Annotated in this window: 32 protein-coding genes; 17 read left to right on the forward strand and 15 right to left on the reverse strand. The window is 68.2% G+C overall.

What is annotated here, in order from left to right; translation table 11 throughout:
- Window positions 1-2: 2 nt before the first annotated feature.
- On the reverse strand, window positions 3-620 hold the full coding sequence (locus TBIF_RS14460) for a TetR/AcrR family transcriptional regulator (protein ID WP_024795493.1): 618 nt from the start codon (window positions 618-620) through the stop codon (window positions 3-5).
- A gap of 116 nt (window positions 621-736) precedes the next feature.
- Here TBIF_RS14460 and TBIF_RS23695 point away from each other — a divergent pair, with 116 nt between their 5' ends.
- From TBIF_RS23695 to TBIF_RS14480, 4 genes are read left to right on the forward strand one after another with little or no spacing between them, the layout of a single operon-like run.
- Window positions 737-2,086, forward strand: coding sequence for a cytochrome P450 (locus tag TBIF_RS23695; RefSeq protein ID WP_038171246.1), 1,350 nt, complete (start codon window positions 737-739; stop codon window positions 2,084-2,086).
- Between the two features lie 21 nt (window positions 2,087-2,107).
- Window positions 2,108-2,887 carry an alpha/beta fold hydrolase gene (locus TBIF_RS14470; protein ID WP_024795494.1) on the forward strand — a complete coding sequence of 260 codons (780 nt, stop codon included), beginning with the start codon at window positions 2,108-2,110 and terminating at the stop codon, window positions 2,885-2,887.
- On the forward strand, window positions 2,888-3,184 hold the full coding sequence (locus TBIF_RS14475) for an MGMT family protein (RefSeq protein ID WP_024795495.1): 297 nt from the start codon (window positions 2,888-2,890) through the stop codon (window positions 3,182-3,184). It abuts the gene before it with no gap.
- 52 nt (window positions 3,185-3,236) lie between these two features.
- Window positions 3,237-3,548, forward strand: a complete 312-nt coding sequence (locus TBIF_RS14480) for a hypothetical protein (RefSeq protein ID WP_148302277.1) — start codon at window positions 3,237-3,239, stop codon at window positions 3,546-3,548.
- Here the strand turns inward: TBIF_RS14480 and TBIF_RS14485 are convergent.
- Entirely contained in the window at window positions 3,532-4,092 is a 561-nt protein-coding gene (locus TBIF_RS14485; RefSeq protein WP_024795497.1) for a hypothetical protein, read from the reverse strand. The two genes, TBIF_RS14480 and TBIF_RS14485, sit on opposite strands and share 17 nt — an antisense overlap.
- Before the next feature lie 227 nt (window positions 4,093-4,319).
- On the reverse strand, window positions 4,320-5,570 hold the full coding sequence (locus TBIF_RS14490) for an MFS transporter (RefSeq protein WP_024795498.1): 1,251 nt from the start codon (window positions 5,568-5,570) through the stop codon (window positions 4,320-4,322).
- A 122-nt stretch (window positions 5,571-5,692) separates the two neighbouring features.
- Here TBIF_RS14490 and TBIF_RS14495 point away from each other — a divergent pair, with 122 nt between their 5' ends.
- Window positions 5,693-6,358: a FadR/GntR family transcriptional regulator gene (locus TBIF_RS14495; RefSeq protein WP_024795499.1), complete on the forward strand. Its 666-nt coding sequence runs from the start codon at window positions 5,693-5,695 to the stop codon at window positions 6,356-6,358.
- Between the two features lie 83 nt (window positions 6,359-6,441).
- Window positions 6,442-7,641: a MinD/ParA family ATP-binding protein gene (locus tag TBIF_RS23700; protein WP_024795500.1), complete on the forward strand. Its 1,200-nt coding sequence runs from the start codon at window positions 6,442-6,444 to the stop codon at window positions 7,639-7,641.
- A 1-nt stretch (window position 7,642) separates the two neighbouring features.
- On the opposite strand, the gene TBIF_RS14505 is transcribed toward TBIF_RS23700, so the two are convergent.
- The 3 genes from TBIF_RS14505 to TBIF_RS14515 form a co-directional block, all read right to left on the reverse strand.
- Complete coding sequence (locus TBIF_RS14505; protein WP_024795501.1) at window positions 7,643-8,500, reverse strand: TIGR02569 family protein; 858 nt, start codon at window positions 8,498-8,500, stop codon at window positions 7,643-7,645.
- A 63-nt stretch (window positions 8,501-8,563) separates the two neighbouring features.
- A complete protein-coding gene (locus TBIF_RS14510; RefSeq protein ID WP_038171331.1) occupies window positions 8,564-9,724 on the reverse strand; it encodes a ThiF family adenylyltransferase in 1,161 nt (386 codons plus the stop codon).
- Window positions 9,721-10,767, reverse strand: coding sequence for a DUF3152 domain-containing protein (locus TBIF_RS14515; RefSeq protein ID WP_235174748.1), 1,047 nt, complete (start codon window positions 10,765-10,767; stop codon window positions 9,721-9,723). Before TBIF_RS14515 ends, TBIF_RS14510 begins: the two co-directional genes overlap by 4 nt.
- A 245-nt stretch (window positions 10,768-11,012) precedes the next feature.
- On the opposite strand from TBIF_RS14515, the gene fasR reads away from it, so the two are divergent.
- Window positions 11,013-11,657 carry an HTH-type transcriptional activator FasR gene (gene fasR / locus TBIF_RS14520; protein ID WP_051461565.1) on the forward strand — a complete coding sequence of 215 codons (645 nt, stop codon included), beginning with the start codon at window positions 11,013-11,015 and terminating at the stop codon, window positions 11,655-11,657.
- A 199-nt stretch (window positions 11,658-11,856) separates the two neighbouring features.
- Here the strand turns inward: fasR and TBIF_RS14530 are convergent, their stop codons facing one another.
- A complete protein-coding gene (locus TBIF_RS14530; protein ID WP_024795505.1) occupies window positions 11,857-12,081 on the reverse strand; it encodes a DUF3107 domain-containing protein in 225 nt (74 codons plus the stop codon).
- 46 nt (window positions 12,082-12,127) lie between these two features.
- The gene (locus TBIF_RS14535) at window positions 12,128-12,796 is read right to left on the reverse strand and encodes a ferritin-like fold-containing protein (RefSeq protein ID WP_038171334.1); all 669 of its coding nucleotides are present in this window, start codon (window positions 12,794-12,796) and stop codon (window positions 12,128-12,130) included.
- Between the two features lie 274 nt (window positions 12,797-13,070).
- Between TBIF_RS14535 and TBIF_RS14540 the strand changes: the two genes are divergently transcribed.
- Entirely contained in the window at window positions 13,071-14,654 is a 1,584-nt protein-coding gene (locus TBIF_RS14540; protein WP_024795507.1) for a DEAD/DEAH box helicase, read from the forward strand.
- 80 nt (window positions 14,655-14,734) lie between these two features.
- The gene (locus tag TBIF_RS14545) at window positions 14,735-15,976 is read left to right on the forward strand and encodes an Rv3212 family protein (RefSeq protein ID WP_235174752.1); all 1,242 of its coding nucleotides are present in this window, start codon (window positions 14,735-14,737) and stop codon (window positions 15,974-15,976) included.
- Here TBIF_RS14545 and TBIF_RS14550 read toward each other — a convergent pair.
- Complete coding sequence (locus TBIF_RS14550) at window positions 15,967-16,770, reverse strand: ParA family protein (protein WP_024795509.1); 804 nt, start codon at window positions 16,768-16,770, stop codon at window positions 15,967-15,969. The two genes, TBIF_RS14545 and TBIF_RS14550, sit on opposite strands and share 10 nt — an antisense overlap.
- 66 nt (window positions 16,771-16,836) lie before the next feature.
- On the opposite strand from TBIF_RS14550, the gene TBIF_RS14555 reads away from it, so the two are divergent.
- The gene (locus TBIF_RS14555) at window positions 16,837-17,418 is read left to right on the forward strand and encodes an acid phosphatase (RefSeq protein ID WP_024795510.1); all 582 of its coding nucleotides are present in this window, start codon (window positions 16,837-16,839) and stop codon (window positions 17,416-17,418) included.
- On the forward strand, window positions 17,415-17,891 hold the full coding sequence (locus TBIF_RS14560; RefSeq protein WP_024795511.1) for a GNAT family N-acetyltransferase: 477 nt from the start codon (window positions 17,415-17,417) through the stop codon (window positions 17,889-17,891). Before TBIF_RS14555 ends, TBIF_RS14560 begins: the two co-directional genes overlap by 4 nt.
- On the opposite strand, the gene TBIF_RS14565 is transcribed toward TBIF_RS14560, so the two are convergent.
- Window positions 17,888-18,307: a DUF7144 family membrane protein gene (locus TBIF_RS14565; RefSeq protein ID WP_235174754.1), complete on the reverse strand. Its 420-nt coding sequence runs from the start codon at window positions 18,305-18,307 to the stop codon at window positions 17,888-17,890. The genes TBIF_RS14560 and TBIF_RS14565 overlap by 4 nt on opposite strands.
- 52 nt (window positions 18,308-18,359) lie before the next feature.
- Here TBIF_RS14565 and TBIF_RS14570 point away from each other — a divergent pair, with 52 nt between their 5' ends.
- Both TBIF_RS14570 and TBIF_RS14575 read left to right on the forward strand, forming a co-directional pair.
- A complete protein-coding gene (locus tag TBIF_RS14570) occupies window positions 18,360-19,316 on the forward strand; it encodes a diacylglycerol/lipid kinase family protein (protein WP_024795513.1) in 957 nt (318 codons plus the stop codon).
- Between the two features lie 300 nt (window positions 19,317-19,616).
- Window positions 19,617-19,871 (forward strand): WhiB family transcriptional regulator, encoded by a 255-nt coding sequence (locus TBIF_RS14575; RefSeq protein ID WP_024795514.1) that lies wholly within the window; start codon window positions 19,617-19,619, stop codon window positions 19,869-19,871.
- 68 nt (window positions 19,872-19,939) lie between these two features.
- On the opposite strand, the gene TBIF_RS14580 is transcribed toward TBIF_RS14575, so the two are convergent.
- Together TBIF_RS14580 and TBIF_RS14585 are read right to left on the reverse strand one after the other, a co-directional pair.
- The gene (locus TBIF_RS14580; RefSeq protein ID WP_024795515.1) at window positions 19,940-21,355 is read right to left on the reverse strand and encodes a sensor histidine kinase; all 1,416 of its coding nucleotides are present in this window, start codon (window positions 21,353-21,355) and stop codon (window positions 19,940-19,942) included.
- A gap of 4 nt (window positions 21,356-21,359) precedes the next feature.
- Entirely contained in the window at window positions 21,360-21,575 is a 216-nt protein-coding gene (locus tag TBIF_RS14585; protein WP_024795516.1) for a biotin/lipoyl-binding carrier protein, read from the reverse strand.
- Between the two features lie 121 nt (window positions 21,576-21,696).
- Between TBIF_RS14585 and TBIF_RS26725 the strand changes: the two genes are divergently transcribed.
- Complete coding sequence (locus tag TBIF_RS26725) at window positions 21,697-21,774, forward strand: 50S ribosomal protein bL37 (RefSeq protein ID WP_148302281.1); 78 nt, start codon at window positions 21,697-21,699, stop codon at window positions 21,772-21,774.
- Window positions 21,775-21,830: 56 nt separating this feature from the next.
- Here TBIF_RS26725 and rsrA read toward each other — a convergent pair whose 3' ends face one another.
- Window positions 21,831-22,109 (reverse strand): mycothiol system anti-sigma-R factor, encoded by a 279-nt coding sequence (gene rsrA / locus TBIF_RS14590; protein ID WP_024795517.1) that lies wholly within the window; start codon window positions 22,107-22,109, stop codon window positions 21,831-21,833.
- Complete coding sequence (locus tag TBIF_RS14595; RefSeq protein WP_024795518.1) at window positions 22,106-22,777, reverse strand: sigma-70 family RNA polymerase sigma factor; 672 nt, start codon at window positions 22,775-22,777, stop codon at window positions 22,106-22,108. The genes rsrA and TBIF_RS14595 overlap by 4 nt, the downstream gene beginning before the upstream one ends.
- Window positions 22,778-22,952: 175 nt before the next feature.
- On the opposite strand from TBIF_RS14595, the gene ybaK reads away from it, so the two are divergent.
- Window positions 22,953-23,447 (forward strand): Cys-tRNA(Pro) deacylase, encoded by a 495-nt coding sequence (ybaK, locus tag TBIF_RS14600; RefSeq protein ID WP_024795519.1) that lies wholly within the window; start codon window positions 22,953-22,955, stop codon window positions 23,445-23,447.
- Here ybaK and TBIF_RS14605 read toward each other — a convergent pair.
- Window positions 23,434-24,114, reverse strand: coding sequence for an SOS response-associated peptidase (locus TBIF_RS14605; protein WP_024795520.1), 681 nt, complete (start codon window positions 24,112-24,114; stop codon window positions 23,434-23,436). The genes ybaK and TBIF_RS14605 overlap by 14 nt on opposite strands.
- 68 nt (window positions 24,115-24,182) lie before the next feature.
- Between TBIF_RS14605 and aroA the strand changes: the two genes are divergently transcribed.
- Together aroA and rsgA are read left to right on the forward strand one after the other, a co-directional pair.
- Complete coding sequence (gene aroA / locus TBIF_RS14610) at window positions 24,183-25,454, forward strand: 3-phosphoshikimate 1-carboxyvinyltransferase (protein WP_024795521.1); 1,272 nt, start codon at window positions 24,183-24,185, stop codon at window positions 25,452-25,454.
- Window positions 25,451-26,464, forward strand: a complete 1,014-nt coding sequence (rsgA, locus tag TBIF_RS14615) for a ribosome small subunit-dependent GTPase A (RefSeq protein WP_051461568.1) — start codon at window positions 25,451-25,453, stop codon at window positions 26,462-26,464. The genes aroA and rsgA overlap by 4 nt, the downstream gene beginning before the upstream one ends.
- Window positions 26,465-26,495: the final 31 nt, after the last annotated feature.

The raw sequence follows: 26,495 nt of genomic DNA on the forward strand, positions 1-26,495 counted from the left end.
GCCTAGGCGTGCATCCCCACCGTGAACCAGCGCGTCGCGGTGTCCACGATGTCCTCGACCTCGGCGCTGGTCTCATCCTGCAGCCAGGCGGTGAGCAGCTCGCCCAGCCCGCCGACGAGCAGCAACGCGCCGATCTCGTCCTGCGGCGCGGGCAACGCGGCAGGCCCGAACAGAGCCTGTGCCTGCGTCACGACCAACGCGGCAAAGTCGCCGAACAACTCGTGCCGCCGCTGGCGCAGAGCAGGCAAGGTGGACGACTCGATGATTGCGGCGCGACCCTTGCGGGGGTCCTCGGTGAGTAGTGCGGCGAAGGCGGAGAACGCGGCGCGCGCTCTAGCCTCGGCGTCGCCCTCGGTTTCCCGCAGCGCAGCCAACACGGCGGCGCGCACCTGTTCGGCGATCTCGTCGACCAAGGCGAGCAGTAGACCGTCTCGGGCGCTGAAGCTCTCGTAAAAATAGCGCTCTGTCAGGCCCGCCTGCACGCAGATGGCGGTCATCGTCGCACGCTCCGCACCGCGAGTGCCGACTATCTCCAACGCCGCGTCCAACAGCTGCCGCCGCCGAGCCGACTGACGATCTTGTGCGCTGACGCCCCGATAGGGCCGCGGGGATGAGGTCATACCAAACCTTGACAGGGAGCCCTGTCTAATTCAAACTCAGACAACTGACAGGACTCACTGTCAGATGTCCGAGGATCCGCCTGCTCGACAGTCCTGCTAGATGATGAGGAGTTCGAATGACGAAGAACTTGGCGCTCGCCCCCGCGGAAAGCGACCTGAAACCGGTGCCTGGCGATAACGGCCTGCCACTAGTGGGCCACGGTCTCGACGCCATCCGGGACCCACTGAGAATGTGGTCGGATCGGTATGACCGCTATGGCGAGGTCTCGTGGTTTCGGGCCTTCGGCACACAATTCGTCGTGCTTCTCGGGCCCGACGCATGCGACGTCGCGCTGTCCAATAAGGACAAGGCCTTCGCCAGTGGCGCGGGCTGGGAATTCCTGATCGGGCCATTCTTCGAACGCGGCCTGATGCTGTTGGACTTCGGCGAGCACATGAAGCATCGGCGCTTGATGCAGCAGGCGTTCACCCCCGCCCGGTTGGCCGGCTACGCGGCCGCTATCGATCCGGCGGTCCAGGCCGCGATCAGGCAGTGGCAGCCTGGCGAGAACATTAAGGTCTACCCCGCGCTGAAACAGTTGACGCTCAATCTGGCCGTCGACATCTTCATGGGCGGCGCCCCTGGCGTCAGCCAGAAGCGGCTGGACGAGATCAACACGGCGTTCATCGACTGCGTCCAGGCCGCCACTGCGCTGGTGCGGTACCCGGTGCCGGGTGGCAGGTGGCGCCGCGGGCTCGCGGGCCGCCGCAAGGTCGAGGCCTTCCTGCGCGAGTACCTGCCGGCTCGCCGGGCGGGCGACGGCGAGGACATTTTCTCGGTGCTGTGCCGGGTAGAGGTGGACGGCGAGCGGTTCAGCGACGATGACGTCATCAACCACATGATCTTCCTCCTGATGGCCGCCCACGACACGTCGACCATCACGATCTCGACGATGATGCAGTACCTCGGCCAGTATCCAGAGTGGCAGCAGCGTTGCCGGGAAGAGTCTCTGGCGATCGGCTCGGACTCGATCGAGTACGGGCAGCTCGCACAACTGGAATCCCTCGACCTCGCGATGAAGGAATCGATGCGGCTGGTGTCGCCAGTTCCCACCATCGTGCGCAAGACCGTGCGGGACACCGAGGTGCTCGGGCACTTCATCCCGGCAGACACGATGGTCGCGATCACTCCGCATTTCACCCATCACATGGCGGAGCTGTGGCCTGATCCTGAGGTGTTCGACCCCGGCCGGTTCTCCGCCGAGCGCAGGGAGGACAAGGTCCACCGCATGGCGTGGGAGCCTTTCGGCGGCGGTGTGCACAAGTGCATCGGCCTGCACTTTGCGGGCGCTGAGATCAAGATCGTGCTGCACCACCTCCTGCGCAACTTCGAGTGGCACGTCGACCCGTCGTACCGGGCCCCGATGGATCGCAAGTCCCTACCCTTCCCCAAGGACGGGCAGCCGGTCCGGCTCACTCGGCGCTGACAGGGCTGCAACACTTAGGACATGCCCGCACTGCACGTTCACCACTTCGGCCCCCAGGGCCGCGCCCCCGACGTCCTCGCCCTGCACGGGCTCACCGGCCACGGCCTGCGCTGGGCACGGATGGCCGCCGCCGAGGTGCCCGACGCCCGGATTCTCGCCCCGGACCTGCGCGGGCACGGCCGCTCCCCATGGGCACCGCCGTGGGGCATCGACGCGCACATCGCGGACCTCGTCGAACTACTGGAGGAGGAGGCCCCGGAGCCCGTGGTGCTGATCGGGCACTCCTACGGCGCGGCCATCGCCGTGCACCTGGCTCGTGCGGTCCCCGAGAAGATTCGCGCCCTGATCCTCCTGGATCCCGCGATGGGCCTGGACCCGGACTGGGCTCTCGAGATCGCCGGGCACTTCCTGGCCTCCCCCGACTACCCGCACGCACAGGAAGCCCGCGATGACAAGGCCAACGGCGGCTGGTCCGATGTGCCCGCGGACGTCCTCGACGCGGACATCACGGAGCATTTGATAGACCTCCCGAACGGCCGCGTCGGCTGGCGCATCTGCGTGCCGGCGGCCGTCGCCGCGTGGGGCGAGATGGCCCGCCCGGCCGTCCTGCCGCCCGCGGGCCTGGCCACGACAATGGTCCGGGCGACGCGCGTCAACCCGCGCTTCATCACCGACGCGTATATCGCCGACCTCCACGCCCACCTCGGCGCGCAGGCCCAGGTCCTCGAGGTCGACAACGAGCACATGATCGACCAGTCCCGCCCCGACCTGGTGGGCGAACTGCTGCGGAAGGCTCTCTAAATGGCCAAGACCACTCCGGAACAGGTCGAGCACGTGCGCTCGATGATCCTGTCGATCCCGCCTGGCAAGGTCTCCACCTACGGCGCCATCGCCGAGGCCGCCGGGCTGTCGACCCCGCGCACCGTCGCGTGGATCCTGCGTGTGGACGGCGGCGGGCTGCCGTGGCAGCGGGTGATCAGGGCCGACGGCAAACCCGCGCAGGAGGTCGGCCAACGCCAGCTCGACCTGCTGGCCGACGAGGGCGCGCCGATCCGCGGCGACCGGGTCAATATGCGGATCGCGTTCCATGAGTTCTGAGGCCGACAGAGCCTTCTACCTCTGGGGCAAGGCCCTCGTCCCTAATCTCACAGTGACCGCGGAAGAGGCGGAAAAGTATGACCCCCTTTATCGCTACCGGGTCATGGAGTTTCGCCGGCAGGACGAGCTCACCCTCGCGATCGACATCGAGATGATGGCCAACTACCCCTATAAGAACAAGGCCACCAAGCAGGAGTTCTCGACGATCCGGGTGCTGGTTCCTCTGCTGGATGATGACGGTGCGTACATCATTCCCGGCGCGCTGACCCAGATGACCGCGTTCCTCGCCACCGGCGGCATCAGCGACAAGAACATCGTCGAGCGCGCGCCGGATGGGGCACTGGTCGTCAACTGGGACTACTGAGCGTCCGCCGTCCCGCCATCCAGAAGCCTCTAACAAGCATCAGCACGCCCAAACCCACGGCCCACCCGATCATCGAGAGCGCCACGCCCACCCCCGATTGCCCGGTGGAGTCGGTGCTGGCCGCCACGCTGAACGCGGTTGCGAACCCTGCCGCCGTGCCCGCGGCCGCGGCCAGCCCGCCGGCAATCGCCCACCGGGACAATCTGGCCGCGACGAAACACACCAGCACCACCGTCGCCCCACAGGCGATCACCTGCCAGGTGGGGAACTCGTTTGGCGCGGGCAGGCCCGGCCCGCGGAACTCGCCGTGATAGTCCGCGGACCACGTCAGCCAGCCCATGCAGGCAAGAAAGCCGAGGGGAAACGCGACCAGTCCCGTGGACCACGGCCCTAGACTTCCGCCGCCCGTCCCACCTCTGCCCGCCAGCCCTGCTCGCTCCGCCCGCATGACGGGCCAGATGATGATGCCTGCCCCGATCAGGGTGGGCACACCCACGAGGATGAGGGTGGCCGAAAAGAACTGGGACCAGGACACGGACGACATGCCTGGAGTGTGCCACCCGCGGCCGCTACTCGTACGAGATCAGCACCGGCCGCGGCTCGCGGGCCATCGTCTGCTCCGGCCCCATCATCGGGGTGTCCACGTGGGGCCACCGCCGGGCAGCAGCGCCTGCGTCAGCACCTGCTCCTCGACCGTCGGGCCCGAATCTTCTTGGACCGGCGCCGAAGCGCACCCTGCCAGCGCCGCGGCCGCCCCCACGGCAACCCGCCTCACCACAGGTCCTCCAGCATCCGCGGCTTGCACGCGTAGTAGGCGCCGGTCACCATGAACGCCACAGCCACCAGCAACATCGCGAACGGCCAACCCCAACCGCCAGTTTGGTCCCGCAGAACCCCGAACAGCAGCGGTCCCAGGCAAGCCACCGTGTAGCCGAGGCCCTGGGTGAAGCCGGAGAGCCGCGAGGCTCCCGATTGCGTGCGCGTGCGCAGGTTGATCAGTGTCAGGGCCATCGGGAAGGTGCTCGGTCCCAGTCCCACCAGGATCACCCAGAGGACGGGCACGCTCATCGGCGCGAAATAGAGCCCCGCGAAGCCGACGAGGTACGCGGCGACGCACACCAGGACGATCGGGAACGGGTTGTAGACCCGCGCGCACAGGGCGGGCGCGCCGAGCGCCGCGATGAAGCCCATCGCCGAGAACAACGCCACCATCGAGCCGCCGAAGGCCTTGTCCGCGCCGGCGTCGCTGAGGATCCGCGGCAGCCACGTGAACATCGAGTATGTGATCAGCGAGGTCATACCGAACATGACGGCCATGCCCCAGGACAGGCTGGTCCGCGAGAGCCGCGTGCCGGCCACCGCTCGCGTCGGCCGCGCGTCCGTCTCCGTGCCCGACGCGGTGGCGGTCCGCCGGGACAGCCACAGCCCGACGCATGGCAGCAACGCGGCGGCCGCGACAATCGCCCACATCCCAATCGAGAAGCGCCAGCCCAGCGCGTCGGCCACCGGCACTGCGAGCAGTGGCGGGATCGCCGTGCCCAGCTGCACACCCATGATGTAGACGGCGCTCATCACCGCGACGCGATCCGAGAAGTAGCGTTTGACCAGTGGCGGAATGACGACGTTGCCGATACCCATCCCGCCGAGGGCCAACGCGGACAGCGCCAGCAGCGAGCCGGTGTCATTCACCATCGCCCGCGCGAGCATGCCGGCCCCGGCCATGACCATGGCCAAGATCGCGACCCGCTCGAGGTCCCAGCGGATCACCAGCAATGGGGTCAGGAGCCCGAACACCGCGAACATCGCGGTCGGCAGCATGCCGAAGACGCCGACGATGGTGGAGTTGAAGCCGATGTCGTCGCTGATGTCGCCAAGCAGCGGGGTGATCGAGGTGACCGCCGTGCGCAGGACCAGCGCGGACACGGCAAGGGCGAGAAAGGCCAGGAGCCGACCCGAGATCAGAGACCGCCTAGCGAGCTTCGCCTCCGCCTTAGCATCGACCCTTTGAGCTCTCGCGTTCATCCCGGTACCGCCAATTGTCATGCCCCCGCTGTGTCGCGGGGACGAATAAATCATAGGATGACTCCATCAACCCGGCCAAGCGAGACGCTGTCACGCTGGTCACACCAGAATGTGAGGCTGCCATGCTCCCCATCAAACGGACCGGACTGGTATCCCAGGTCATCGACCTGATCGGTGTCGAGATCGAGTCCGGCCGCTGGCCCGTCGGCGGACGCATTCCCACCGAACCCGAGTTGACTCTGCTCACCGGCACCGGCCGGAATACCGTCCGGGAGGCCGTGCAGTCTCTGGTGCACGTCGGGATGCTCGAACGCCGGCAAGGCTCCGGGACCTACGTGATGGCGGATTCCCTGGTCTCCGGCACCATCCGGAAACAGGTCGACCACGCCCAGCGGCAGGAGCTCCTCGAACTACGCCAGGCTCTCGACGTCACCGCCGCCACCCTCGCCGCGGCACGCCGCGACGACGCCGACATCACACAGCTACGCAGCCTGATCGCCTCCTTGGAGGACCTCTCCGAACTCGGCGACATCGCGGAGTTTGCCCGAGCCGACGCCGCCCTGCACCGGGCAATCGTCCTCGCCACCCACAACAGCCTCTACGTCGAGGTCTATCAAAACCTCATCCCCACAATGGAACTCGACATAGAGGACGAGATCGTCAGCGAGGGCTCGATGCACCTCGACGAGCACACCGCCCTCGTCGAGTCGATAGTCGCGGGGGACTCGGACGGCGCCGCGCACATCGCCCGCCAATTGCTCGACGCCCGGCTCAGCCGGCTGCGCTGACGGGCAGCGCTAGCCCTCGCCCAGCGACAATGCTAGCGTGACCCCGCACACACACTGATTTCTTTCAAACCTGGGGGGGTTTCGTGCTCACTGACGACTTCACACCGAACAATCCGCCATGGCTGGCTCGGCCGGCCGACGCGCCCCGTCGCGAGGACCGCACACCCGAGCCCGACGGCGAGACGACCACCGTAATACAGGCAATCCGGGCCCCCGCGCCTCTGCCGACACCGCCCCCGCCACCTGCGCCCCCCGCACCCGCACCCGCACCCGTCGCCGCCGCGGCGCCCTCCCAGTGGCGCGCGCCCAGCCCGGCTCCGCGGGCCGCGGCCCCCTATGTCCAGGCCCCGCCCCGCAACAGCCAGCCAAATCCCGGGGTCTCCGAGCTGAACCTGCTGCGCCGGGCCAAGCGCCCCCCGCAGACCGGGTGGCGACGGGCCATCTACCTGATCTCCGGACGCTTGATCAATCCCGGCGAGTCCCCCGCGGACATCGCCCAGCGCGAGCTGGTGGACCGCAGCAACCAGCCGATCCGCGGCGACTACCGCATCGCGCTGCTCTCCCTCAAAGGCGGCGTGGGCAAGACCACCACGACGGTGGGCCTCGGCTCCACCTTCGCGTCCATCCGCGGGGACCGCGTGATCGCCGTCGACGCGAACCCGGACCTGGGCACCCTCGGCCAGCGCATCCCCAGCCAGACGACGTCCACGGCGCGCAGCCTGCTCGAGGACCGCAACGTGCGGCGCTACTCCGACGTCCGCGCGCACACCTCGCAGGCCCCCAGCCGGCTCGAGGTCCTCGCCTCGGAGAAGGACCCCGCCGTCTCGGAGGCGTTCAGCGAGTCCAATTACCGCTCTGTACTGCGGATTCTGCAGAATTTCTACAATATAATCTTGACCGATTGTGGCACCGGGCTGATGCACTCAGCCATGGCCGGCGTGCTGGACACCGCGAACGCGCTGGTGCTGATCACCTCGCCCGCCATCGACGGGGCCCGCAGCGCGATCGCCACCCTCGACTGGCTGGAGCACCACGGCCACGCCGATCTGGTCGAACGCACCGTCGTAGTGGTCAACTCGGCCCGGAAGGGTTCATCCTCCGTCGACCTCGACCAGCTGGAGCGGCTGTTCCTCGACCGCTGCCGCGCAGTCCAGGTGGTCCCATATGACAGCCACCTCGCGGAGGGCGCGGAGATCGATCTCGATCTGGTCAGCAAGCCCACGCGTCGGGCTTTCCTAGAGCTCGCGGCCACTGTGGCCGAGGGTTTTGGAATGCCCCGCTGACCTACAACACAGTCCGGACCAGCTCAGCGGTATAGGCCAGGCCGGGCAGCACGCCCGGCGTGGAGCGTTTATGCAGCGCATGCACGGCGAGCCGGAACATCAACGCGCGCAACAGCATCTGCGGCCACTCGGGCAGCACGCTCCAGCGGCTGATCAGCCCCGCGTCCGCGCCGCCCCATGAGATGGCGTCGACCACCACGACGGCGGCGGCCCAGGGCGCCGGACGCCAATACGGTGTGAAGTCCACAATGCCGGGCGCGGCCGCGCCAGCAAAGAGAACGGTGCTGAACAGGTCTCCGTGCACCACCTGGTCCGGGGTGTGCACCGGCCGGCGTAGCCCGGCCAACTGCGAGATCAGCGCCATGCTCCGCGCGCTGTCCTCGGTGACGCTCTCGAGCATGCCGTGACCCCGGGCCGCCTGCAGCGGATCATCTGCCCACGCGGATTGATCCGCCACGGTGAACACGTCGACGTCGCTATATGGCGCCGTCACCGACTGCGCAAGGAATCGCGGGCGCTCCAGCGTCGCCGTCTTCGCATGCAACCGCACGGCCACCGACACCACCTCGTCATAACGCGGCTCCGGCGTCCCGGTGATGAAACTCTCTGCGTGCCAACCTGAAACCACGTAGCGGCCGTCACTGGAGCGCACCGGACGAGCCAGCCGGACGCCATCGACATCCAGGGATTCGCGGATCTTCGCGGACCAGGCCGCCCGCGCGTTGTCGGCCACTGGGGCGAGCACCACGTCGTCGTACCGCCAGCCGCGATCCCACGTGCCATCTAGAGCCACCCCGACGCTCTCGCGTAAACCGAAGGTGGACCGGACGTGCGCGGGAGGTTCAACGACAAGGCTCACGTCTATAGAACCTACCGGCCCGCGGTGTCCGGGCGACGAAGCGGCCGAGCCGTGTCGTCGAGGTTAGTACCGCGGCAGGCTCGGATCGACGCGCCGCGACCAGCCGTCGATCCCCTCGGCCAGGTGGCGGCTATCGGCGAAACCCGCCTCACGGAGCCAGCCCAGCGCCTCAGCAGACCGGGCGCCCACTTTGCAATAGAGCACGATGGGCCGCTCACTGGTCAGCTGCCCACCCTGCAGTTGAGATCGCAACCGCCCCATGGGGATCAGCCGGGCGCCGGGCAGATGCGCGATGTCCCACTCGGCCTGCTCGCGGACGTCGATCAGGTCCACAGCCGTCGGATCGGCCAGGATGTCCCGCAACTCGTCGGCCGTCACCTCGCCCCCGACAGCAGCGCTCGGCAGCCCGCAGAACGCGTCGTAGTCGGTCAGCTCGGTGATCGGCGCAACGCCTGGGTCCTTGCGGATCTGAATGGTCCGGTGCGTCATAGCCAGCGCGTCGTAGCAGAGCAGCCGGCCCAGCAGCGGCTCGCCGAGGCCCGCGATCAGTTTGACGGCCTCCGTCGCCATGATTGAGCCGACGGCCGCGCACAGCACCCCCAGCACCCCGCCCTCCGCGCACGACGGCACGGTGCCCGGCGGCGGCGGAGTCGGATACAGATCCCGGTAGTTCACCGCCCGGCCGTCTGGCGCGGCATCCCAGAACACGGATATCTGGCCCTCGAAGCGGAAGATCGAGCCCCACACATATGGCTTGCCGGCCAGCGCCGCGGCATCGTTGACCAGGTAGCGGGTGGCGAAGTTGTCGGTGCCGTCCAGGATCAAGTCGTACTGGCTGAACAGCTCGACGGCGTTGCCCGGCTCGAGTCGATCGGTGTGCAGCACGACGTGCGCGTCGGCGTCGATCGCCAGCATCGAGTCCCTGGCGCTCTCGGCCTTGAGCCGGCCCACGTCGGCGTGGCCATGGATAACTTGGCGGTGCAGGTTGGAGGTCTCCACCACGTCGAAATCGACGATGCCGATGGTGCCCACCCCGGCCGCCGTCAAATACAGCAGCGCCGGGGAGCCGAGGCCGCCCGCGCCGATCACGAGCACCTTCGCGTTGCAGAGGCGGCGTTGGCCGATCTCGCCGAGGTCCGGGAGGATCACGTGCCGGTGGAACCGCGCCCGCTGCGTCGCCGTCAGCTCCGGGCCGGGCGACACCACAGGCGCCAGCGGGCTCATGCGCGCGGGTAGGGCCACGGATTAGCGGTGCAGACGAGGTCGTCCGCCTTGACGACGCCGTGCGTGTCCAGCTGCGAGAGCTCGTTGTTCGCGGTGCCAAAGGTCTGTTGCATCATCACCGGCGCCAGCCCGTTCGAGGACTCGCACGGCTGGTGCTGCGCGTAGCCGATTGCATGGCCAACCTCATGGTTGACCATGTACTGCCGGTAGGAGCCGATATCGCCCTGATAGGCCACCGCACCGCGGACCCAGCGGGACTCGTTGAGCACCACGCGCTTGAGGTCTGCGTTGTAGCAGGACGACTCAACGGGAATGTCGTAGCCACAGGTGTCGCGGACCGTCATCTGGGAGGTCAACGCGATGTGGAAGTCGGCATTCGGATCGTCGACACGCCGGAAGCCGACTTTCTCGTCCTTGATCCAGCTCTTGGGATTCGAGAGGGTCGCCGCGACCAGCTGCGCGTAGGCCTCGTCGCCGCCGTAACCGACCGTGTCCACGCCGTCCTCGACGTCGATCGTGTACGTGTACACGTGGTCGAGTCCTTGGCCGACCTGCTCCGTCGTGCCCGGCACGATGTGGAAGCCGCCGGTCCCGCGCTCGGTGAACGCGCCGCCCGCAGGCAGCGCGACGGCGGGGATCGAGGCGTCGAATTGGCCGTCCCCGCGGGGCGCGCCCACGATGCCGTTGACCTGGGTGGTCCGGGCGCCCAGTCCGGGGTCTCCGCCAGCGGCAACCGGGGTGCCCCCGCGCGAGGCGTCCACGATCACCAAGATTGTGACGATAAGCAGCACGGGGATCGCATATGCCCGCCAGCCGTACTGGGAGACGAAGCGGCCGAGCTTCGTCTGACGTCGGATGCCCTCCCGCTCGCTGCGCCGGGCTTTAGTCCGAGGGGGAGCCTGCGCCGCCGGGTCCCAATGGGCCCGCAGGGGCTGGTTCCACGACGGGAACGAGAAGCCGTCGTCAGTCTCCTGAGGGGTGGACGAATCGCCGGTTCCCTCATCAAGGGCACTCCGCCGCATCTCGCCGTCCCGATTTGTCACGACCACAGAATCTCACACGCCGCCTAGACTGTCTCAGGGCACGCCGCGCGGGGGGTCTTGGCCCACCTTACTTTCGTCGGGGGCAATGGGCGAATTCTTGCCGAAGCGACCCTAGTACTGTGTAAGCCCTCGGCGGCCAATGACCGGACGGCCCCGCACGTGATAGGTCCGAAGTTGACGCACGCCCTATCTGCCTCACGGCAATCAACGTTTCTGCGCCAGACTGGAGAGCTATGACGGACTCAATGCACGACGCTGGCGGCGCACCCGCGGTCGAACGACCCAAGAAGGGCGTCCGCATGCCTCGCAGCGAGCGCCGCCTTCAGTTGATGACGGCGGCGAGCGATGTCTTCGTCATCAACGGCTACCACTCCGCCGGCATGGATGAGATCGCGGAGCGGGCCGGCGTCAGCAAACCCGTGCTCTACCAGCACTTCCCCAGCAAACTCGACCTCTATATGGCGGTCCTCGGCCGGCACATCGACCTGATGGTCCAAGGTGTACGCCAGGCGCTGCGCTCCACCACCGACAACCGCCAGCGCGTGCACGCCGCTGTGCAAGCGTTCTTCGATTTCGTCGACAACGACACGCAGGGCTATCGCCTGGTCTTCGAGTCGGACCTGATGGGCGACACCCAGGTGCAGACCGCCGTCGATCGTGGCACCGAGGCCTGCGTGGACGCCGTCTTCGACATGGTCAGCCAGGACTCCGGACTGGACCCGTATCGCGCCCGCATGCTCGCCGTCGGTCTCGTCGGCGCCAGCCAGGTCAGCGCCCGCTACTGGCTCGAGGCAGACCGGCCGATCTCCCAGGAGGACGCCATCAACACGACGGCCTCCCTCCTCTGGGGCGGCCTGTCCCACGTCCCGATGCAGGGAAACCGGATCTAGGCCACTGTCCTGCGGTACTCCGTCGACGAGATGCCACGCACCCGTTTGAACGCCGCGCCCAGTGCGAACGCGTTGCTGTATCCCACCTTGCCCGCCACCGCCTCGATGGTGGAGTCCGATGAGGCTAAGACCCACCGGTCTGAGAAAGCACTGTGCCCACCTCGAGAAATCCGAGGTGGGCACAGTCAAATAACGAGAATCAGCTGCTGAAGCCGACGGTGCGGCCGCCCGCGGCGCCGATCTCCACATACGCGATGCGCGAGGCGGCCACCAGGAACTTGCGACCCTTCTCGTCCTCGAGGCTCAGGGTCGACGTGCCGTCTGCCAGCGCCGCCGACACAAGCTTCTCGACCGCTGCGGGAGTCTGCGAACTCGCAATCACCAGTTCGCGCGGGCTGTCGGAAATACCGATCTTGACCTCCACGGTCAACCTCCTTGGTTGTGAGTTCTTGCTGACTCAATATCGAACACTAGCTGAGGCCGAGAGCTTCCATCCGGCGCGCATGCTCGTCCTGCAAACGGTCAAAGAGCACCGCCAGGTTGTTGATGTCACCGGCCGCGGCCATCACCAACTCTGCCAGCGCCTCGCGCTGCATCGCCACGTACTGGGCCTGGGTGACTGCCTCGCCGAGCAGCCGGCGGGCCCACAGCGCCAACCGGGACCTCTCCTGCGGATTCGCGGCGATGGCCGCGCGGACCTCGGCGACGACGAACTCCGAGCGCGCCGTCTCCTCCAGCGACTCCCGGACGATCTCCCGCACGTCCTCAGGCAGGGCGGCGATGATCTCGCGGTGGAAGTCCGACGCCAAGCCATCGCCGATATAGGCCTTGACGAGGGACTCCAGCCAGGAGCTGGGGGTGGTGGAGGCGTGGAATCGCTCCAGGATCTCGGTATAGGGGGCCATCGCCTCGAACACGTCGACGCCACGGTCGGAAAGAGCGCTCGAGAGCAGCTCGAAGTGCTCGAAGTCGGTGGCAGCCAGCCCCGCCATTGCCACCTTTCCGCGCAGGCCCGGCGACATCTCCGCGTCCGACGACAGTCGGTAGAAAGCGGACAGCTGTCCATAGGCAAGCAGCCCGAACAACTCGTCCACACCCGGATGGTCCGACGGCACAGCAGTCTCAGCAGTGACACTCATGGTCACCGAGGATAGTCCGAGGAGTATGTGACGTTGATGGTGCCGCCCCCACGAGCCGCAGGAACAGCTAGACTGGTGCCCGATGACCGGCATTACCGTCGGCGTCAATTGAAATTGTGCGCGCACCGACCAGCACCGCGGCCAGATAGATGGACGCTGGATGCGGTTCGACAGTCAGGCCACCGACCCGGTATCCGGCATTCGTTCCGTGGGTTCGTAGGGGGACGGGTTTAGTCAAGGGAGAGCCGCCGTTGGCAGGCCCCGCCCGACCCTCGTGCGCGCGAGAGACGCATGGAAGGCCAGAACCCTGAGTAAGACAACCGTCGACACGACCGTGACCCCGAGTCCGGACGTGAGCTCGACCTCCCTGAACCACACCCCCGACGCACCCGCCCCCACGTTCGCCGAGCTCGGCGTCCGCGAGGAGCTCGTCCGCGGACTCGCCGATGTCGGCATCGACCGCACGTTCGCGATCCAAGAGCTGACGCTCCCCCTGGCGCTGGCTGGCGATGACCTCATCGGCCAGGCCCGCACGGGCATGGGCAAGACCTTCGGCTTCGGTATCCCGCTGCTGCACCGCATCGCCGCCGATGACGCCACCAGCCCCCTCGACGGCACCCCGCGCGCCCTGATCATCGTCCCGACGCGCGAGCTGTGCGTCCAGGTGACGAAGGACCTCGAGGACGCGTCCAAGCACATGCCGACGCGCGTGACCTCGATCTACGGCGGCCGTCCATACGAGAGCCAGATCGCGATCCTGCAGTCCGGCGTCGACGTGGTCGTCGGCACCCCGGGCCGCCTGCTGGACCTGGCCAACCAGGGCCACCTGATCTTGGGCAAGGTCGGCGTGCTGGTGCTCGACGAGGCCGACGAGATGCTGGACCTCGGCTTCCTCCCAGACATCGAGCGCATCCTCGGCATGGTCCCGGACAAGCGCCAGACGATGCTGTTCTCCGCGACGATGCCCGGCCCGATCATCACGCTGGCCCGCACGTTCCTGACGAAGCCGACGCACATCCGCGCCGAGGAGCCCGACTCCTCCGCAGTGCACGACCGCACCGTCCAGCACATCTTCCGCGCCCATGCCCTCGACAAGGTCGAGATGGTCGCGCGCATCCTGCAGGCCCGCGAGCGCGGCGCGACGATGATCTTCTCCCGCACCAAGCGCACCGCGCAGAAGGTGGCGGACGAACTCGCCGAGCGCGGCTTCAACGTGGGCGCCGTACACGGCGACCTCAACCAGGTGCAACGCGAGAAGGCTCTCGACGGCTTCCGCAGCGGCAAGATCGACGTGCTGGTCGCCACCGACGTCGCGGCCCGTGGCATCGACATCGACGACGTCACGCACGTCATCAACTACCAGTGCCCCGACGACGAGAAGACCTACGTGCACCGCATCGGCCGCACCGGTCGCGCGGGTCGCACCGGCATTGCCATCACGCTCGTGGACTGGGACGACTTGCCCCGCTGGAGCCTGATCGACAAGGCCCTCGGCCTGAACATCGACGACCCGGTGGAGACCTACTCCAACTCCGAGCACCTGTACGTGGAGCTGGACATCCCCACCACCGTCAAGGGCTCGATCGGCGGCCCCACGGCCAAGGCCCCCAGTTCCAAGACCGCAGGCGCGAAGAATGAGACTCGTACCCCGCGCAAGCCCCGCGAGGGCGACTCCGCCCCGCGGACCCGCACCCGCACGCGGACCCGCGCCGGACAGTCCGACACCGCGGCCCCCGCAGAGGCCACCGGCGCACCGGCCGCCGAGGGCGCTGCGGGCGAGAGCAAGCCCCGTCGTCGCCGTCGTCGCCGTCCGTCCTCAGACGCCGCGGCCGCGAGCACGGGCGCTTCGGACAGCTAGACAGTTTTTCCCAACGTGGGCGCGCTCGGCTTCGGCCGGGCGCGCCCACGTTGCTGTTGCGCGCCAGCTAACCTGGCCCAGTGCCCAAGCTGAAGCCCGAGAGACGCACTCGCGGAGACCTGATTGCCGTCGCCGTTATCACTCTCTCCGTGCTGATCGTGGCGGCTGTCGTATGGCCGACCAGCGCCGAGCGGGCGACCACGTCGCTCACCGCGCCGCCCGGCGACGGCGAGCCGCTGAGCGCCGCAGCGACGGTGCCCGACGTGCTGGCGCCGCTCTGGCAACAGCGCAGCGGCGCGACCCAAGCCCCCGTTGTGCTCGGCGCCACCGTGGTCACCGCAGATGGCGACGCCGTCGTGGGCCGCGACCATCTGACTGGCGAGCAACGGTGGCGGTATCAGCGCGATGTGCCCCTGTGCGGGGTGATCGGCGCCTGGGACATGGCGGTCAGCGTGTACCGGACAGCGAACGGGTGCAGCGAGGTCACCGCGCTCAAGGCCGACACCGGCGCACGCGGCCCGCAGCGCTCCAGCAATGTGGACTCCGACATCACATTGCAGGCGAATGGCACCTTCGTCACGGCCTACGGCGACACCCGGCTCGAGTCCTGGCGCAATGACCTGGTCCGCACGGTCGAGTACGGCCGCGTCGAGGCCCCCGTGAACCCCGGCTTCCAGCCCCGTTCCGGCTGCGAGCTGCGCTCGGTCGCCAGCTCCCCGGAGCGGATCGCACTGCTCGAGAAGTGCCCGAATGAGTCCGGGGAGCGATTGACCGCCATGACCCCCGACCCCGAGGACAGCACCAAGCCGGACGTGCAGGGCTCCCTGCTCTTGATGCACGAGGATCAGCCCGTCGAGGGTGCCCGTGTCCTGGCCACGGGAGCTGGCAGGACGGCGGTGCTCATCCCCAGCCCGCGCCCGTCCATCCTCATCTTCGACGCGTTGGGCGCGACGCTGGGCGAGTCCGAGCTGCCCGTGGACGCGGGCTTCGCACAGGGCCCGCCCGCCGTCCAGTCCGGACCGGTGCTGACATTCTCGACCGGCTCGGCCACCGTCGCGCTTGACGCGACGACGTTCGAGACCTTGTGGACGCGGCCCGGCACTCTGGGCGCCGGCGCGATGATGGCCGGCCAGCTGCTGCTGCCGGTGCCCGGCGGCATCGCCGTCGCCGACCCGTGGACCGGGCTCGGCGCGCGGGTCATCCCCGTCGATCGCGGAGCGGCCACGGGCCCGGTCGAGACCGCGGTCGCGGGTGCTGTGGTGTTGGAGCAGCGCGGGGACCAGCTGTTCGCGCTGGGACCAGATAGTTCAGCTCAGGAGTAGATCTCGTCGACGGAGACAATCTTGAGCTCGGCGCCGTCGTCCCAGTGCTTGACCAGGTTCGCGGCGAGCTCCCGGTACGCCGTCGCCCCCTTGTTCTTGCGGCCGGACAGCACTGTCGCACCCGAGGCCGACGCCTCCGCGAACCGGACGGTGCGCGGGATCGGCGGGGCCAGCACGGGCATGCCGTACCGGTCGGAGACGTCCGCCAGCACGTCGCGGCTATGCGTTGTGCGCGCGTCGAACAGAGTCGGCAGCACGCCGAGCAAGGACAGGTTCGGATTCGTGATGGCCTGCACCTCGGAGACCGTGCGCAGCAGTTGCCCCACCCCTCGATGGGCCAGCGTCTCGCACTGCAGCGGCACCATGACCGCGTCGGCGGCCGTCAGCCCGTTGAGTGTGAGCACGCCCAGCGAGGGCGGGCAGTCGATCAAGACCACGTCGAAGTCGTCGGCCACCGCGACCAGAGCCCGGCGGAGCGCGTGCTCGCGGCCGGGGCGCATCAGCAGCAGCGCCTCCGCGCCAGCCAAGTCGATCGTCGCCGGCAACAGCTTCGCGCCGCCCTCGGTGTCGAGCAGGACGTCTGCCACCGCGGCGTCGCCCACCAGCACCTCATGGACCGAACCGTGGAGTTGGTCCGGGTCATGCCCCAGCGAGAAAGTCAGACAGGCCTGCGGATCCAGGTCCACCAGCAAGACCGATTTGCCCAGCCCCGCGAGCGCCGCTCCCAGCGAGGCGACCGTAGTCGTCTTCGCCACCCCACCCTTTTGATTGGCCACTGCCAGAGTTCTCGCCACGGCACCATCTTGTCCGATGGGACTAGCACATGCCACACCGGCAGCGGAAAAGTGCATTATGTCTAGGTGAATACCATCACCAAACGCGTCATCCTGCTGCGCCACGGCGAGACTGAGTGGTCCGCCACTGGCCGCCACACGGGCCGCACCGATATCCCCCTCACCGACCTCGGCATTCGCCAGGCCAGATCCGTGGCGGGGCACCTCGACGAACTGGATCTCCGCGATCCGCTGGTGTTCGCCAGCCCTCGCCGCCGTGCCCTGGACACCGCGGAGTTGGCCGGGCTGGCCCCCGATCGCATCGATTCTGACCTGGCCGAATGGGACTACGGCGACTATGAGGGGCGAACCACCCCCCAGATCCGGGAGAGCGCGCCAGGCTGGACGGTGTTCACGCAGCCCTGCCCCGGCGGGGAAAGCGCGGCGGACGTGGGACGACGGGCGGATAAGGTCCTAGCAGCATTACCCGCCGAGCGCGACGCGATACTCGTCGGGCATGGCCATTTCTCCCGCGTGCTGATGGCGCGCTGGCTGGCACAGGAGGTCTCCATGGGGGCACATCTCGGAATGCCCGCGGCCGGCGTCGCCGTGCTCGGATATGCGCACAATATCCCGCTGATCTGCTCGATCACCGGACCGCGCGCGTGATCCGCAGGGTCGCGCCGGCCGATGTGCCCGCCATCGTCGAACTGATCTACGGTCTGGCCGAATACGAGAGGCTGCGGCACGAATGCACCGCGACGCCGGAACAGGTTCATGCGGCATTGTTCTGCGAGCAGCCCGCCGTGTTCGGGCACGTCGCGGTGGAGGACGGTGCCGTGGTCGGCATGGCGCTGTGGTTCCTGACATTCAGCACCTGGGACGGGGTGCACGGCATCCACCTCGAGGACCTGTACGTCCTGCCCGAGCGCCGAGGCCAGGGGCATGGCGCTCTGTTGCTGGGCGCGTTGGCGCAGGTGTGCGTCGAACGCGGCTATACCCGCCTGGAGTGGGAGGTGCTGGACTGGAACGCGCCCGCCATCGGGTTCTACGAGTCCATCGGCGCCGGTGGACGCACGGAGTGGACCAACTACCGGCTCACCGGCAATCCGCTCCACGCGCTGGCGGCCGGGGGACGTTAGCGCCGACTCATCCAGGCCGAGGTCTTCGGCATCACCAACATCACGAACGCCGGCACGATCAACACCAGCAGCACCGTGCCCCAGAGCGGCTGGTTGGACTCGCCGAACAGCGCGAACATCACGGGCGCGAGCAGCACCTGGGTGATGATGCCGATGCCCCGGCCCCAGCGTTGCCCGCGCAGCAGGCCGATGCCCGCCGCCAGCACCGCGCCGAACAGGATGATGAACCAGGCCGCCGTGCCGTAGGCGCTGATACCGACCTCTTCATGGCCGCGCAGCCCGTCGATGAGGAAGTACACCCCCACGCCCACGCCGACCAGGCCCTCTAGGAGCACGATCAGGCCAGCCCCCAGCACGGTCTGCGGCAAGCCGCTCGGATGGTTCTCGGGATCTTCCTTCGACAAGTTCTCGGGCACCGGCCCAGCCTAGGTCAGCCGCACACTGCCAGACCGGCTAGGGTGACTGACCGTGCGCGCCCTCCTGATCGTCAATCCGAACGCGACCGCGACGACCCCTGCGGGCCGGGATTTGCTGGCGCATGCGCTCGCGAGCCGCCTCAAGCTCGAAGTCGCCCACACCACCCACCGCGGACACGCCGCCGAGCTGGCCCATCGTGCGGCGCTCGAGGGCATGTCGCACGTGGTGATCCACGGCGGCGACGGCACCGTGAACGAGGCCATCAACGGCCTGCTCGGCGCGCCGCAACCCGGATCGATGCAACAGCTTCCGCTCGGCCGCACACCCACGGTGTGCGTTGTGCCCGGCGGTTCCGCCAATGTCTTCGCCCGCTCGCTGGGCATCCGGCCGGACCCGGTTGAGGCCACCAACCAGCTGCTGGACCTGCTCGCGGCCCGCCAAATGCGGCGCATCGGGCTGGGGCACTGCGACAACCGCTGGTTCTGCTTCACCGCCGGCATGGGCGTGGACGCCAAGGTCGTCGAGTCCATGGAGGGCGCCCGCAAGGCTGGGCACCTGGCGACGCCCGCCCGCTATGTCCGCACCACCGTCCGCACGTTCCTGCGCGATGCCCGTTCCCCGGCGCGGCTGACGGTGACCGTCCCCGGCAGCGAGCCGGTCGAGGGCGTGCACTACGCGTTCGTCTCCAACACCAGCCCGTGGACATACCTGAATGAACGGCCAGTCGAGACGAATCCGGGCACCACGTTCGAGGGCGGCCTCGGCCTGTTCGCGATGCGCAGCATGGGGACCATCACCAGCCTGCTGGTGACACGGCAGCTACTTAGCGCCAGCGCGCAGCCAAAGAACAAGAGCCTCCTGCGGCTCGACGACATCCCCTCCGTGCGGATCCAGAGCGCCGAACCGATCGGCTTCCAGATCGACGGCGACTACCTGGGCACCCGCTCGGATATCGAGTTCACGTCCGTCCCGGACATGCTCGAAGTGGTGGCTCCAGCGGCCAACTGAAACTTGGCCTGGGTCACAATTCCCGCAAAACCCCTACCCTACTGGCGGCAATCCGCGTAGTGTACTCGGGGTGCGTTGGGGTGCTGCATGGGCCCGCGGTTTTGCGCATGCGGAGATCAGCTCTGCGAGTGCCAAGGGCCACCAGATCGCTAGTGACCTTGACCACGAGTGAGCGGAACTCTATTGACATTACCGCAGCACATGGCAGCATTCATTGGCGGGGTACGAAGGTTACCGCCAAACAGACTTTTCAATAATATTGAACTAACGGTGCGTTACGCACCCAGTAAGGAGTTGGTGATGGACTGGCGCCATCGAGCGATTTGCCGCGACGAGGATCCGGAGCTGTTCTTCCCTGTGGGGACCAGCGGCCCGGCCATCGCGCAGATCGCCACGGCCAAGACTGTGTGCGGGCGTTGCCCCGTCACCAGCGAATGCCTTGCCTGGGCTCTCGAGTCCGGCCAGGACGCGGGCGTGTGGGGCGGGATGAGCGAGGACGAGCGTCGTACGCTCAAGCGCCGCAACGCGCGGATCCGCTCACGCAGCACGGTCTAACCACCGACAGAGATCTTCCACGACGATGGGATCGGGCCTTGTGGCTCGGTCCCATCGTCGTCTCCAGCTCAAGCTCTGCGCCGAACGGTGTCCACCCGCACCCGTGCATCTGTGCCGCCGGCCTCCGCCCGCGTCAGCGTGAGGGTGCCGCCGAGGTCGGAGGCCACCAGCGTGCGGGCGATGTGCAGGCCGAGCTGTTTCGACTGGTCGAGGTCGAAGTCCGCTGGCAGGCCGGCACCGTCGTCGTGGACCACGATATCCAGCCACCGCGCCGACCGATTCGCCGCGATAGTCACCGTCCCGGCCTGCTCATCATCGGTATAGCCGTGCTCGACAGCATTCTGCACCAGCTCCGCCAGCACCATCACCAGTGGCGTCGCGCGGTCCGCCTCGAGCACGCCGAGCGAGCCCGTCCGCCGGATCTCCACTCGGTTGCCGCCAGCGACCTCGGCCATGATCGGCACCAGGCGGCTCACCACCTCGTCCAGGTCGACATCCTCGCCGACGGTCATCGACAGCATCTCGTGCACCAGCGCGATCGAGGACACCCGCCGCACCGCCTCCGTCAGGGCATCGCGCACCTCGTCGTTGCCGCTGCGCCGGCCCTGCAGTCGCAGCAGCGCCGCCACCGTCTGCAGGTTGTTCTTCACCCGATGGTGGATCTCGCGGATCGTCGCATCCTTGCTGAGCAGCGCCCGATCCCGCCGCTTAACCTCGGTCACGTCCCGGACCAGCACCACCGCTCCCCGGGCGATACCGGCCGTCCGCAGCGGCAGCGCGCGCAGCATGATCGTGGCCCCGCTCGCATCGATCTCGATCCGCAGCGGGTCCCCGTCGACCAGCGACGTCCGCAGCCGCTCCTGCAATTCCTGGCCGTCGAGCGAATCGGTCATCAGTGTCTGCGTCAGATCGCCCAGGTTCTGGCCGGCGAGATCCACCGCCAGGCCCATGCGGTGGAAGGCAGACTGCGCATTGGGGCTGGCAAAGGTCACCATGCCCGCACGGGAGAGCCGGACCAGGCCGTCGCCGGCCCGCGGACTGGAGTGGATGACCTCCGCCTGCTCGGGCATCGGATAAGTGCCCTCGCTGATCATCTGGCTCAGCAGCTGCGAGCAGTCGAGGTAGACGGCCTCCAGCGGGCTGGGCACCCGGGGACGAACGGTGCCCGACGCGCTACTGAGCGCCGCGATCACCTCGCCGCGCCAGCGCACCGACACCACGCCATCGGCGGCCCGGCGCACCTCGTCGGGCGTCGCAATGGAGCCGACCTCGTCACGCGGGCGCACGGTCGCGGCCGTGGTCGGGCGGCACTGGGACACGCACACCGTCTCGTCCGCCGTGCCGCGCCGGGGAGCCCACAGCATCAGGTCCGCGAAGGAAAGGTCCGCGAGCAGCTGCCACTCCCCGACGAGCTGCTGCAGGTGGTCGACGGCCTCGCCGTACAGGTCGGTGTGCTCGGCAAGCAGCTCGCTGAGTGTCGACACGAGGCTAGGAGATGGTCGCGATCAGGTCGCCAGCCTGGATGACATCGCCTACGGCGACGTCCACAGAGGTCACGGTCCCAGCCGTCTCGGCGAGTACCGGGATCTCCATCTTCATGGACTCGAGCACCACCAGAGTGTCGCCCTCCACCACGGAATCACCCTCCGCGGCCACCACCTGGAACACGCTGGCCACCATCTCGGCCCGGATCTCCTCGGTCATCAATGCTCCTCGCTGGCCGCTACTCCTGGACCAATCGAACCACAAGGGCGGCCCCGTGCGATAATTAGGACCCCGATGTGAACCCGCTCCAGTGTGGGTCCACCAGTCGAAAGGGAATCGCATGAGCAAGCGAGGCCGTAAGCGTCGTGACCGCAAGAAGTCGAAGGCCAACCATGGCAAGCGTCCGAACGCGAACTAAGACGAGCAAACGGGCCGGGAGTCGATTCGACTCCCGGCCCGTTTTTCTAGTTTCAGCTAATCCCCAGTCTCGATCCGCGTGATGGTGACCGATCTGCGAATTTCGATGCTCAGGCGCTGACGCAGCCCCTCCGGCGCATGCTCGCCGCCGCACTTGCGGCCCAGCAACACCTTGAGCTGCTCCTCGATGCCGTAGGTGGATAGGCAGGCGCGGCAACCGGCCATGTGCCGATTGAGCCGCTCCCGCGTCGCCTCGTCGCACTCGTTGTCGAGGAACAGCCAGACGTCGGCGATGACCGCCGAACAATCGAGGTTCTCTGGCAGGCTCTCGCTCATTTGACGCTCCCCTGAGCCGTGGCGGCCGACTTCGCGCCAACCTTGTCCACATCGATTCCGTGCTCGCGGGCAACATCTGCGAGCAAGCCCCGCAACTGCTTGCGGCCTCGATGCAGCCGCGACATGACCGTGCCGATCGGGGTGTCCATGATCTCGGCGATCTCCTTATAGGGAAAGCCCTCGACATCCGCGTAGTAGACAGCCATCCGGAAGTCCTCCGGCAACTGAGCCAGGGCGTCCTTGATCTTCGAGTCGGGCATCTGCTCCAACGCCTGGATCTCCGCCGACTTGAGGCCCACCGCGGTGTGCTCCGCCGAGGCCGCGAGCTGCCAGTCGGTGATCTCCTCCGTCGGATACTGCGCGGGTTGGCGCTGCTTCTTGCGGTAGCCGTTGATGTACGTGTTGGTCAGGATGCGGTACATCCACGCCTTGAGGTTGGTGCCGGCACGGAACGAGCGGAAGGCGGAGAACGCCTTCAAGTACGTCTCCTGCACCAGGTCCTCGGCGTCCGCAGGCTTACGCGTCATGCGCAGCGCCGCGCCGTAGAGCTGGTCGAGCAGCGGCATCGCGTCGCGCTCGAAGCGCTCACTGAGCTCTGCGTCGGTCTCTACAACTGCATCTGACTCAACTACCTCGGGCTGTGACTTAGACCCTTCGGTGATCGGCAAGTTTATTCCTTCCGTTGCCCCACCTGTGAAGGGTACCGTCGACGCCGCTCCGACGACCTCGACCAGGGTCAGAGGCCTGTCCGCGCATAACTGTGACACCACAATCTTCCTTTCGCTGGGGCCATTGGTGCAACAGCCGCGCGCCGTCCGATGTTCCCGACCTATCCTCAGTGCCATGTCGAAAGCCCCCACCACCCCCGCCACCGCCGCCTGCGTGAAGGCCGGCGTGGCACACACCGTGCACACCTATGCGCACGATCCGCGGGTACGGTCCTTCGGCGCGGAGGCCGTCGCCCAGCTCGCCGACGAGTTGGGCGTGGCACCCGCGCAGATCTTCAAAACCCTGCTGGTCAAGACCGAGAACGGCCTGGCGGTGGCGGTGTTGCCAGTCCCGAGCTCGCTCTCGCTGAAGGCCGCCGCAAAGGCGCTCGGCGCGCGTAAAGCTGTGATGGCGGAGCCGGCCGACGCGGAGCGTTCCACCGGCTACGTCGTCGGCGGCATTTCCCCGCTCGGCCAGCGCAAGAGGCTCCCGACCGTGGTCGACGCCAGCGCGCTGGGCTGGGATCGGGTGCTGTGCAGCGGCGGGCGGCGGGGCCTGGACCTCGAGCTGGCGCCGGCGGACCTGATCGCGCTGTGCGGGGCGACGACGGCGGCCATCACAGCAATGTGAGCTGCTCCGGCTCGTCTTGATCCGGGTCCAGCAGGTGCGGCCCATTGTTGCGAACGCTGTTGACCTGCCGGGACACGCGCCGGATGCCGACCGACTCGGCGATCTCCGCGGACGGCTGCGCCAGCAGCGCCGGCTCCAGCCCGGCTGCGGGATCAAGCCAGCGCGCCCAGTCCGCGCGCGCCAGGATCAGCGGCATCCGGTCGTGGACCTGGCGCAGGGGCCCGACAGAGTCGGTGGTCAGCATCGCGACCGACGGCCGCTGCCCGCCCCATAACGACCACACACCCGCCATGAACAGGGTGGAGCCATCCCGCGGCGCCATATACAGCGGGACCTTGTCCTGCCACTCGTACCAGCCGTCCATCGGTACCAGGCAGCGGCGGGACTGGATGGAGTCGCGGAAGGTCGGCTTGGTCGCCACTGACTCCGCGCGGGCGTTGAACAGCGGCGGGCCCGCCGCGAACTCCTCGGCCCACGGCGCCACGAACCCCCAGCGCATCCGCCTGATCAGGGTCCGTTCGGCGACCGCCGGCACGCGCACCACAGTCAGAACCGGGGTCGTCGGGGCCACGTTGTAGTCGGGTTGCCCCGGCCCGCTCTCGTCGATCGCGTCGAGTTCCACCGCCAGCAAAGCCGGGTCCACCGTCGTCGCATACCTGCCGCACATGTCTCAATGCTGGCACGATCCCCGTGTCTGCGCGCCGCCTGCGGACCCCCATAGTCCAAGATGGAGGGGTGAGCCTGTGGAATGCGCCTGCCGTCGATGGTCCTGTCAACGCCCTTGTGGCCCTGCCCGGATCGAAGTCCATCACTAACCGAGCCCTGATCCTGGCGGCTCTCGCCGACGGCGACTCCACCATCACTGGCACGCTGCGCAGCCGCGACACCGACCTGATGATCGACGCGCTGCGCCAGCTCGGCATCAACATCGAGGGCGACGGCGACGAGCTCACCGTCCGGCCCGGCGCCATCCAGGGCGCGACTGTCGATTGCGGGCTCGCCGGCACCGTGATGCGTTTCCTCCCGCCGCTGAGCGTGCTCGCGGAGGGCAACGTCTTCTTCGACGGCGACGCCCAGGCCCGGGTGCGCCCGCTCGGCGTGATCCTCGACGCGATGCGCCTGCTCGGCGCACAGGTCGCCGGCAACGCGCTGCCCTTCACCGTCTTCGGCACCGGCTCCCTCGAGGGCGGCATCGTCGACATCGACGCGTCCGGCTCCTCGCAGTTCGTCTCCGGCCTGCTGCTCTCCGGCGCGCGCTACCGCCACGGCCTCACCGTCCGGCACCGCGGCAAGCCCGTCCCCTCGATGCCGCACATCGACATGACCATCCAGATGCTCACCGAGGCCGGCGTCACCGTGACCACCGAGCACGACGGGGCCGGCACCGACACGTGGATCGTCACGCCCGGGCCCATCCGCGCGGTGGACTGGGTTATCGAGCCGGACCTGTCCAACGCCACCCCGTTCCTCGCCGCGGCCGCGGTCACCGGCGGTCGGGTCAGCGTCCCGAACTGGCCGGCCAGCACCACACAGGGCGGCGACGCCATCCGCCAGATCCTCGAGCAGATGGGCTGCGGGGTCGACTGGGCGGACAACCTGCTCACCGTGCATGGACCACAGCAGCTCAGGGGCATCGATATCGACCTACGCGCCACCGGCGAGCTGGCCCCCACCGTCGCGGCGATGGCCGTGCTGGCCTCCGAGCCCTCCCGCCTGCGCGGGGTCGAGCACCTGCGCGGGCATGAGACGGACCGGCTGGCCGCGTTGACCGCCGAGATCAACAACCTGGGCGGGAACGCCGTCGAGACCCCGGACGGCATCGAGATCACCCCGGCCCCCCTGCACGGCGGCACCTGGCATTCCTATGCCGACCACCGCATGGCGACCGCCGGCGCGATCATCGGGCTGCAGGTGCGCGACGTCGTCGTCGAGGACATCGAGACCACCGGCAAGACCATGCCGGACTTCCCCGCCATGTGGACGACGATGCTGGAGGCGAGCTCCTGAGCACTCCGCGACGGTCCAGCCTCCGACGGGACTGGGACGAGTCCGATGTCCGCGTCCGGCCCGGCAAAAGCACGCGACCCCGGACCAAGACCCGGCCCGACCACCTCGACGCGCAACGCGCCATGGTGATCTCCAAGGACCGCGGCCGCTGGGGCTGCGCCATCGACGGCGACCCGAACCGCCGCGTCGTCGCGATGCGCGCCCGCGAGCTCGGCCGCACCCCGGTGGTGGTCGGCGATTATGTGGACGTCGTGGGAGACCTGTCCGGCAAGCCCGACACACTCGCCCGCATCGTCCGCGTCCATGAGCGGAGCACCGTCCTGCGACGCACCGCCGACGACACCGACCCGTTCGAGCGGATCGTCGTCGCGAACGCCGCGCAGCTGCTGATTGTCGTGGCGCTGGCCGATCCGCCGCCGCGCACCGGCTTCGTCGAGCGCGCGCTCGTCGCGGCGTATGTGGGCGGCGTGACGCCCGTGCTCTGTCTGACCAAGAGCGACCTCGCCGACCCGGAGGAGTTCGCCAGCGCCTTCGCGGACCTCGATATCGATGTGGTCCTCGGCGGCCAGGCGGACGACGTCGGCCCCGTCACCGAGCTGCTCAACGGCAAGGTCACGGCGATGCTCGGGCACTCCGGCGTCGGCAAGTCCACCATGGTCAACCGCCTGGTGCCCGACGCGTTCCGCGCTATCGGCGTCGTCTCGGGCGTGGGCAAGGGCCGGCACACGTCCACCCAGTCGGTCGCGCTGCCCCTGCCCGGCGGCGGCTGGGTCGTCGACACCCCGGGCGTGCGCTCGTTCGGGCTGGCGCACATCTCCCCCGGCGATGTGCTCGGCGCGTTCTCGGACCTCGACGAGGCGGCGAAGAACTGCCCGCGCGGCTGCACCCACCTCGGCCCGCCAGCCGACCCCGAGTGCGCGCTGGACCAGCTCGAGGGCCACCCGTATCGCCGGGCGATGGCCGTGCGGCACCTGCTCGCCGCGCTCACGACGAACGACCACTGGGCCTAAAAACGCCATTCGCGGGCGAGACCGAAGTCTC

The sequence above is a fragment of the Tomitella biformata AHU 1821 genome (assembly GCF_000524475.1).
GTDB classification, from domain to species: domain Bacteria; phylum Actinomycetota; class Actinomycetes; order Mycobacteriales; family Mycobacteriaceae; genus Tomitella; species Tomitella biformata.

Bases quoted from the DNA above. Each gene is read 5' to 3' on its own strand.
- TBIF_RS26725 (WP_148302281.1), top strand. From the start codon at position 21,697: ATGAGCAAGCGAGGCCGTAAGCGTCGTGACCGCAAGAAGTCGAAGGCC.
- TBIF_RS14535 (WP_038171334.1), bottom strand. From the start codon at position 12,796: ATGAGTGTCACTGCTGAGACTGCTGTGCCGTCGGACCATCCGGGTGTG.
- TBIF_RS14510 (WP_038171331.1), bottom strand. From the start codon at position 9,724: ATGAGCCCGCTGGCGCCTGTGGTGTCGCCCGGCCCGGAGCTGACGGCG.
- TBIF_RS14585 (WP_024795516.1), bottom strand. From the start codon at position 21,575: ATGACCGAGGAGATCCGGGCCGAGATGGTGGCCAGCGTGTTCCAGGTG.
- TBIF_RS14575 (WP_024795514.1), top strand. From the start codon at position 19,617: ATGGACTGGCGCCATCGAGCGATTTGCCGCGACGAGGATCCGGAGCTG.
- TBIF_RS23695 (WP_038171246.1), top strand. From the start codon at position 737: ATGACGAAGAACTTGGCGCTCGCCCCCGCGGAAAGCGACCTGAAACCG.
- fasR (WP_051461565.1), top strand. From the start codon at position 11,013: ATGCACGACGCTGGCGGCGCACCCGCGGTCGAACGACCCAAGAAGGGC.
- TBIF_RS14460 (WP_024795493.1), bottom strand. From the start codon at position 620: ATGACCTCATCCCCGCGGCCCTATCGGGGCGTCAGCGCACAAGATCGT.
- TBIF_RS14495 (WP_024795499.1), top strand. From the start codon at position 5,693: ATGCTCCCCATCAAACGGACCGGACTGGTATCCCAGGTCATCGACCTG.
- rsrA (WP_024795517.1), bottom strand. From the start codon at position 22,109: ATGAGCGAGAGCCTGCCAGAGAACCTCGATTGTTCGGCGGTCATCGCC.
- TBIF_RS14470 (WP_024795494.1), top strand. From the start codon at position 2,108: ATGCCCGCACTGCACGTTCACCACTTCGGCCCCCAGGGCCGCGCCCCC.
- TBIF_RS14490 (WP_024795498.1), bottom strand. From the start codon at position 5,570: ATGAACGCGAGAGCTCAAAGGGTCGATGCTAAGGCGGAGGCGAAGCTC.
- TBIF_RS14485 (WP_024795497.1), bottom strand. From the start codon at position 4,092: ATGTCGTCCGTGTCCTGGTCCCAGTTCTTTTCGGCCACCCTCATCCTC.
- TBIF_RS14605 (WP_024795520.1), bottom strand. From the start codon at position 24,114: ATGTGCGGCAGGTATGCGACGACGGTGGACCCGGCTTTGCTGGCGGTG.
- TBIF_RS14475 (WP_024795495.1), top strand. From the start codon at position 2,888: ATGGCCAAGACCACTCCGGAACAGGTCGAGCACGTGCGCTCGATGATC.
- ybaK (WP_024795519.1), top strand. From the start codon at position 22,953: ATGTCGAAAGCCCCCACCACCCCCGCCACCGCCGCCTGCGTGAAGGCC.